Origin of the sequence: Thermovibrio sp. (assembly GCA_015488335.1) — a bacterium.
Classification (GTDB): domain Bacteria; phylum Aquificota; class Aquificia; order Desulfurobacteriales; family Desulfurobacteriaceae; genus Balnearium.
The window spans coordinates 36,298-42,709 of sequence record WFNZ01000053.1; the positions used below are offsets into that span (position 1 = coordinate 36,298).

The 6,412-nt window shown below is 43.9% G+C and carries 8 protein-coding genes; all 8 read right to left on the bottom strand.

Annotated elements, in window-relative coordinates; genetic code table 11:
* Positions 1-10 precede the first annotated feature (10 nt).
* Positions 11-556, bottom strand: a complete 546-nt coding sequence (locus F8H35_RS06740) for a hypothetical protein (RefSeq protein WP_472572779.1) — start codon at positions 554-556, stop codon at positions 11-13.
* Positions 557-567: 11 nt separating this feature from the next.
* A complete protein-coding gene (locus F8H35_RS06745) occupies positions 568-2,550 on the bottom strand; it encodes a helicase HerA domain-containing protein (protein WP_472572780.1) in 1,983 nt (660 codons plus the stop codon).
* Entirely contained in the window at positions 2,538-2,828 is a 291-nt protein-coding gene (locus F8H35_RS06750; RefSeq protein ID WP_472572781.1) for a hypothetical protein, read from the bottom strand. The genes F8H35_RS06745 and F8H35_RS06750 overlap by 13 nt, the downstream gene beginning before the upstream one ends.
* An 18-nt stretch (positions 2,829-2,846) precedes the next feature.
* The gene (locus F8H35_RS06755) at positions 2,847-3,242 is read right to left on the bottom strand and encodes a gamma-glutamylcyclotransferase family protein (protein WP_472572782.1); all 396 of its coding nucleotides are present in this window, start codon (positions 3,240-3,242) and stop codon (positions 2,847-2,849) included.
* A gap of 29 nt (positions 3,243-3,271) precedes the next feature.
* Positions 3,272-3,946, bottom strand: coding sequence for a hypothetical protein (locus tag F8H35_RS06760; protein ID WP_472572783.1), 675 nt, complete (start codon positions 3,944-3,946; stop codon positions 3,272-3,274).
* Positions 3,928-4,797: a hypothetical protein gene (locus tag F8H35_RS06765; protein WP_472572784.1), complete on the bottom strand. Its 870-nt coding sequence runs from the start codon at positions 4,795-4,797 to the stop codon at positions 3,928-3,930. Before F8H35_RS06765 ends, F8H35_RS06760 begins: the two co-directional genes overlap by 19 nt.
* Before the next feature lie 10 nt (positions 4,798-4,807).
* Entirely contained in the window at positions 4,808-5,014 is a 207-nt protein-coding gene (locus F8H35_RS06770) for a hypothetical protein (RefSeq protein WP_472572785.1), read from the bottom strand.
* Between the two features lie 211 nt (positions 5,015-5,225).
* A partial coding sequence (locus F8H35_RS06775) for an ankyrin repeat domain-containing protein (RefSeq protein WP_472572786.1) occupies positions 5,226-6,412 on the bottom strand: 1,187 nt, incomplete at its 5' end.

The window sequence follows — 6,412 nt, forward strand, 5'->3', positions numbered from 1 at the left end:
AGCGGCCCACCTACCGGACCGTCTCTACAATCAGTTTTGAGTTGAAAAATCTGACTTCAGGTTGTCTCCTTGAGAAAATTTTTATTAGAGTTTCTGCGCTTTCAATCTGGTCTTTTACAGCTGAAATCAGTTTGTTAAGTTCTTTTTCAGACAACTCGCTTATTGCTATGGCGAAATCAAAACCTATGTTGTGTGTAAAGAACCTTTTGTCTATGAACTCCTTTCCTCCGAGGACCAGGCCGTATCTGATATACGGGTATATCTCTTTATGTTTAATCGCCTTTGTAGAATAGGTTATGACCTCGTGAGAACTCAAGCTTTTATATTTTGTTTCAAGAACAACTAAAGGAAGATTGTTGTTTTCTCTAACAATTACTATATCTGCCTGGAATGCGTGATTTCCTCTTCTCGGGTTTAACGGTGTGTTTGGTTCAAACTCAAATCTCTCATTTACCACTACCTGATAGAGTAAATTCTGATGTTCTCTAACTCTGTAGTTTGGGAGTTCCTTCTCTAAAAACTCAGCAATTTCTCTCCTGAATTCTGACTCTCTCATGCTTTTCCTCCTTAGTTTATTTCTGTTAAAACGGGAAATGGAACTGCTAAGCCGCTGATTACTCCGCTGCCGGTCTGGAGCGTTGGCAGTAGAGAGGTTATGTCTCTGCCGGCAAACTCTACAAAGGTTTCTACTGCCTGCAGATCGTTGACGTTGATTATTCTGAACATTGCCTGTGTGTTTGTTTGGGCCAGAACGTATTTGCTGACCTGGGCCGGTCTCTGTGTTATTACTACGAGGCCTAAGTTGAACTTCCTTCCCTCTGCTGCGATTTTCCTTGCGGTGTTAAGGGCTAAGTTCTTTTTGTCTGCTGAAACATCTCCGTAGCTCTTTTCAGGGGCGAAGTTGTGGGCTTCCTCAAGGATTAAGAGCCTTCTCTTTCTGTCTTTTCTGTTTTTGAAGAAGAGCTCCTGCATGAAAAGGCCTGCAAGGTTTACCCTTGTCTGCGGGTCTGTTATTTTATTCAGGTTCAGTATGAAAATTAAGGGCTTCGGTTCTTCGTTGGGGTTAAGAAGCTCCTCTAAATCTTTGGCAACGTCTTCCTGATTTTCCCACTTTCCTGATAGGGTTTTGGTAACGTAGGTGTCTGAGGTTAGCGGGTTGTTCCCATCTTCGTCTTCTATCTGAGAGAGAAGTCCTTTAAGGTCTCCTGTTTTAAAGCCGGAGCTCCCTATATCGGGCTTTACCCACTTGGTTATTATGTTTCTGTTTTTCTTGGCTGTTCTGCTGTTGCCGGAGATTAAATGGCTGTATCCCAGCTCTTTTATCAGCTCCTCAACTTCTTCAGGGTAAATGGGGAAGAGGATGTCTGAAATTTCTACTTCTTTAATGAGTTTCGGGTTTACTCCTAAGTCTATTAATCCCTGTTTATACTCGCCGTGGGGGTCTAAGATGAAAACTTCCGGCGGATTTTCTGTTTCAACGGCTCTCTTTATGAAGAGTTTTGTGAAGTGGCTCTTTCCAGAGCCTGTTGTTCCGAGAACTGCCATGTGTTTTGTGATTACTTCTTCAAGGTCTATAAAAACCGTTATGTTGCTGTTTCCCTCTAAATTTCCAATTTCTATTGGTGTTTTCATCTCTTTTCCTGAGAAGTCCTTTTTCATTACGTTACTTAGAGTCTCTTTTGAAGCTCTGTATATTCCGTTTCCAACGTCAAAGGGTTTTAGAGGTGTCTGGAGCTTCTGGCCGTTTATCTCTCCAACAACCTGAGCAACTGCTATCCTTACCCTATCTCCGTTCTCGTTGAGGTATGAGTAGGTAGCGGCCTTTTTCCAGCTGTTATCCTTCCTTCCTGAGAATAGGAGTTTAAACTGGTCTAAAGATCCAAATACCTGAGACTCACTTCCAGAAAAGGGGTTTGCAAAGAATCCCATGTCGTATGAGTAGATGCTCTCTATCTTTCCTAAGATTTTCCTTTCTCCGTCCCTTACCTCAACGTAACTCTGTTCTGTGATTTCAGGGTCTAAAAGGATAAACTCAAAGGAGTTTGACTTTACAGGGTTCAGCGCAAAGCCGATGAGGTCGTCTGAGAAGATAACAGTTCCAGGGTCTTCTTTTATCTTCTCAAAGTAGTCTGTAAGCTCTTTTACCTCCTCTCCGTCTGATGTGTCGTAGTAGACGGCTACTTCTATGTTTCCCTTTGAGTATTCAGACATTCCGGCCTCTGTGAAGTTGGCAGAGCCTACAACGGCCTTTTGATCGTCTACAACTATGAACTTTGCGTGGAGACGGTTGTTGAGATAAATTCTTCCTCCCTTTTCCCTTATCGTTTTGAAGACAATTTCGTCTGTTATGAGGAGATCGCGGAGCTCCGACCCTCTTAAGATAACCTCAATCTCTATTCCTTTTTCTGTGTCAACGTTCTCAAGGAGCCTTCTTACAAGTGAGCCTTTAAGCCACGCAGAGGCTATCTTTATGCTCTTTTCCGCCTCTCCTACAATTCTCTCTACTTCTGTGTAGATGTTGTCTCCGTTGAGGGTTCTCATTCTTCCCATTCCTCCCTTAGGTCTTTAATCTGTTCTCTCAATTTGGCCAGTTTCTTTTCAAGTTCTTCCATACTCTTTGCTCCAAACATTTTCATCATCATCTTTCTGTCTGATTCTGCAAATTTTTCCTGGACAGGTTTTATATACTTCTCATACGCCTCTATGACCTTTTTCGGCGGGGGGCTATTAACTATCTTTTCAAGCTCTTCGTAAGTGAAGCCTCCTTCTATCCTTACTGCGGCGGGAGCTCCCTCCTCAAGTCTCTCCTTTTTCTTCCTCTTTGCCATTTCCTCTTCCCTTAAATTTTATTCAACTGGAACCCAGCCCTTCTCGGTCCAGCGGTAGGGCGTGTCGCTCTCTGGCCTTTTCCAGATGAAAAACTCCCTCTCACGGGGCAGGTGATAGATAAAGGCCTCAATCTCCTCTCCATTCAGTCTGAACTTCTCTAAAGACCTTGTGTAAAAGCTCGGATACCCTTCTAAGTAGTCTAAGTTTTTCAGCGTCTTCTCATCTACCCGGTAGATTTCAACTTCTACGGGAGCTCCCTCCTCTCCCGGAACAACTGCCGGGTAGCTGTAGTGTCCTAAGATAAATTTTTTGTGGGAAATTCCCGTTCCCAAAAACTGAGAGTTTTTTAAAAAGCTGTGGTTGTAAAAACCTCTCTTTAGAGTTCCGTAAACGGCTACTGTAAAGGTTTTCATCCTCTCCCTCCTTTTAAAAAGTCCCGGCCCTAAAGGGCCAGGGAAACCATTGAGAGGGCTGTTATTACCTGGTCTGTGTATTTCGTTCTGAGGGTTTTAGATATTTCCAGTTGGATAACGTTTAACTTCTCTCCGAACCGCTCTTTCACTTCCTCTAAGAACGGATGTCCCTGATATCCGGGAACTTCGCAGCCGATAGGGTTCTGATTAAGGTCTATACCTCCGGCTTCAAGGAGAACTTCCAACTTTCTCTTAATTCTGTCTCTCAGCTCTACGGGGCAGAGGGTTCCGTGCCTCGTCCCAAGTATCATCCCATAGCCTTTTTCGTCTTTAACGCCGTGAATCCCAAAGAGGAGCGTCTTTTCCATGACTTTTCCGTCCTCTCCCAAAACTCCGAGCTCTTTTAGAACTCCTTTCAGCTGGTTGAAGAACTCTTCTACGGCCTCTCTCTGGTAGTTTTCAGGGCAGCTGCAGTCAACTCCCGTGTGGTCTGCCGGTCTGTTAAGGTCTGCAACAGCCCTTGAAACCTGTGCAACTATACCGGCAGTTCCTACTCTCCTGTGGAGCTCCCTCACTATCGTTCCCGTGTAGAACTCCCTCTTTGGTGCTGCGGCGTGGGGAGCCCAGAAGACCACCTTTAAGTCTTTCCTCAGTGGCAGGTAAACGTCGTGGAAACGGGTTTCTTTTAATCTTCCGCCAACCATTTCTCTTCCTCCTTTAAAAAGTCTGGTTCTTTAAACTCTTCCGGGTCAAAACCGGCTTTTTTGAACTGTTCCGTTAGTTCCCTGTAAAGCCTTTTAAGGTCAAACCACTTATCTTCATCTATGGAAACTGACTGATTTCTCAACTCGTAGATAAACTCTTTGAGCTTTCTGTTCTTTACAAGTTGGGAGATTTCCGGCGGGAGCTCCCCTTCCCTAATAAACCTGTTTACCAGGTATCTGTTCTTGTAGATGAGGTAGGTTTTTACGATGAAAGAGAAGAGAGGGAGTAACCTCTCGTCTTCCCTGTAAAACGTTGATAGGTATTGCGGAGCAAGTGTTTCTTCTGTTAAGACTCTAAAGAGGTCTCTCAGCCTCTCATCTCCAGAGGAATACCACCCTTCTGCTATTCCCGGCCTGCAGCCGTAACTTATGTAGATTATCCCGTTGAACCTGAAACCTCTGTTGATTGCCTCTTTTATCTTCTCGTTTGGCTTCGGTGATAGAAGGTAAACAGTTGAGAGGAAAGAGGTTATCTGGGCAGTTGGGATTCTCACTGCGTAGAAGAACTCCTCGCCACCACCTACACCTTCTTCAGTGTTGTAGCCCTCCTGCCAGAAACCGCCGTGTTTCACAAACCTATTTCTGTTCTGCTGTTTCTTGATCAGCTCAAGGGCAACCTCTTCAAACCTTCTGATTGAGTCTTCGTCGTCAATAGTTATATCGCCTGTTATCAACCTCCATGTTATTTGTTTTAGAAGATCTAAAGCTTTAAATGAAACCCAGTTTGGCGTTTTCTTAAGCTCTTTTTTTACCTGATTGAGCAAAAACTTCTCATATTCGTCAAGTGGCATCTTTACCTCCTTACTCAAACGGGATGTATCTTTCGGCAGTTTCGGTAAAAAGTTCTTTGAACTCATCCTTACTCAATCCGTACTTTTCAGGAACAAACGAGATTTCACTGTAGATTCCTTCAAACCCTTTTCCGCACCCTTCTAAGAATCTGACGAGGGCCCTTACAACATAGAGGAGCTGCGGTCTTGCGTTTTCGGGGAGCTCCGGGTCAACCACCCTTTCAAAGTAAGCGGTTATCTGGTCTCTGTATTTGAGGAAGAGCTCTTTCAGGAGAAGTCCTACTTCAAAGTTTTCTTTAGAGGGTTCTAAAAGTAGAGGTAGTTCAACAAGCCCGTGAATCAGCCTTTTAAGGTTCTCCTCAAGAAGAACTCCCTTTTCAGATAGCAGGAACTCCCTCAGGGCTTCTGTTATTAGCTCTCTTAAGGGCTCAATCTCTTCCGGAAATCTGGATTCTTTTTAGCCTTTCTACTCCTCCTAAAATGATTTCGGCGGGAAGTCTCTCTATTCTTTCTTCAGGGAGTCTGTAGAGCTCCGCTGATAGCTCCAGCTTCCCGTGGATGAGGAGCTCCCTCAGTATCCTCAGGGCTTCTTTTCTAAAGTCCTCGTCTTCCGATTCACTGTAGAGGTAGTTAAAGTCTTCTCTCATAAGCTCTTCAAACTTTCCAGGGAATAGCAGGGTTAAGACAAGGGGAAGTTCTGAGGGTACTGCATCGGCTTCATCAAGTTTTGGAGCTATAAGTTCTAAAATTCCTTCAATTTCCGGATCTTCTTCCTTTAAAGCGTCTCCGCCGGAGCATTTAAGGAGAAGGTGATAGAGAGTTCCTGTAATATCTTCCCAATCTTCAGGTGTTAATTCCTCTTTTTCAAGGATTTTCTTAACTATCAGCTCTGTTCTTCTTATCTCTCCCTCTTTCGGAATACAGGTTCCACAGGGAACCCAGAGTTCGTCCCTTGCTGTAGCCATCTCAACGAGCCCTTTTAAGACCTCTTCCAACCAATTGTTTTCGTGGTTTAGAAAAAAATCGGTGATTTCCTCAAACCCTAAAAAACGGGCGAGGTCTATCGGTTTGAGGCCATGCTCGTTTTCAACATCAGGGTTGGCTCCAGAGAGGAGCAGGAACTCAACAGCTTCTTTTCTGTTTCTCTCTACAGCTTTGTGGAGCGGAGTATTTCCCTCTCCGTTTTTCTCGTTTATCTGGTCTTTGAAAAGCTCAAGGACTTGAACCTGCCCTTCTGCAGCAGCGGTGTGAACCGGGAGATTTCCGAAATTATCGCCGATTTTTTTGAGGAGCTCCCACAGCTTCTCATCGGTTTCTTTCAGAGCTTTTATGAAAGCTACGTTTCCTCTTTCAGCGGCAAGGTGAAGGGGAGTTTTTCCGTTCCTGTTTTTAAGAATGCTCATAAGCCTTTTCCGGTCAATTTTTCCATTTGAAACTTTTTCCTGAAAGTTTTTGATGATTTCAACAGATACTTCGTAATTTCCACAGAGGGCAGCAATGTGTAGGAGAGAGTTTCCGTTTGAATTTTTGACCGTTGTATACCTTCCATTTTCAGTTAACTTTTTGACTGTTGAAATATCTCCTGAAACAACAGCCCTTTTTAATACTTCAGAAA